Source organism: Pseudomonas sp. 2,4-D, assembly GCF_030418155.1.
In the GTDB taxonomy this organism is placed as follows: Bacteria; Pseudomonadota; Gammaproteobacteria; order Pseudomonadales; family Pseudomonadaceae; genus Aquipseudomonas; species Aquipseudomonas alloputida.
This window is the reverse complement of the sequence record NZ_JAUHUI010000089.1, coordinates 1-1,238: the sequence shown is the minus strand read 5'-3', so window position 1 is coordinate 1,238 and position 1,238 is coordinate 1. Positions and strand designations below refer to the sequence as shown.

The 1,238-nt window shown below is 60.5% G+C and carries 1 protein-coding gene; it reads left to right on the top strand.

The features are described from left to right. Positions 1-1,238: outer membrane protein assembly factor BamA (gene bamA, locus QYE47_RS27225; protein ID WP_301159794.1), on the top strand; the 1,238-nt coding region annotated here is incomplete at both ends.

The following is a 1,238-nucleotide window of genomic DNA, read 5'->3' as shown; positions in this document are numbered from 1 at the left end:
GGCAGTGTGTTCGGTGCCTTGCCGCTGAACGTTGGCGACCAGGCCGACGACCGCCGCCTGGTGGACTCGACTCGTTCCTTGTTCAAGACCGGGTTCTTCCAGGACATCCAGTTGAGCCGCGATGGCAATGTGCTGATCATCAACGTGGTCGAGCGCCCGTCGGTGTCGAGCATCGAGATTGAAGGCAACAAGGCGATCAGCACCGAAGACCTGATGAAGGGCCTGAAACAATCGGGCCTGGCCGAAGGCGAGATCTTCCAGCGTGCCACCCTCGAAGGTGTGCGTAACGAGCTGCAGCGCCAGTACGTGGCCCAAGGGCGCTACTCGGCCGAGGTCGACGCCGAAGTAGTGCCACAGCCGCGCAACCGTGTGGCGCTGAAGATCAAGATCAACGAAGGCACCGTCGCCGCCATCCAGCACATCAACATCGTTGGCAACAACGTATTCGATGACGAGACCCTGGGGCAGCTGTTCGAACTGAAGACCACCAACTGGTTGTCGTTCTTCAAGAACGACGACAAGTACGCCCGTGAAAAACTCTCCGGTGACCTGGAGCGCCTGCGTTCCTACTACCTGGACCGCGGCTACATCAACATGGACATCGCCTCCACCCAGGTGTCCATCACGCCGGACAAGAAGCACGTCTACATCACCGTCAACATCAACGAAGGCGAGAAATACACCGTTCGCGACGTGAAGCTGTCCGGTGACCTCAAGGTGCCGGAAGACCAGGTCAAGTCGCTGCTGCTGGTGCAGCCGGGCCAGGTGTTCTCGCGCAAGGTGATGACCAGCACGTCCGAGCTGATCACCCGCCGTCTGGGTAACGAAGGCTACACTTTCGCCAACGTCAACGGCGTGCCGCAACCAAACGACCAGGATCACACGGTCGATATCATGTTCGTGGTCGACCCGGGCAAGCGTGCCTACGTCAACCGCATCAACTACCGCGGCAACACCAAGACCGAGGACGAAGTGCTGCGTCGCGAAATGCGCCAGATGGAAGGCGGCTGGGCGTCGACCTACCTGATCGACCAGTCCAAGACCCGTCTTGAGCGCCTGGGCTTCTTCAAGGAAGTCAACGTCGAGACCCCGCAGGTGCCTGGCACCGACGACCAGGTCGACGTCAACTACAGCGTCGAAGAGCAGGCCTCGGGTTCGATCACCGCCAGCGTCGGTTTCGCCCAGAGCGCCGGCCTGATCCTGGGTGGTTCGATCAGCCAGAGCAACTTCCTCGGTAC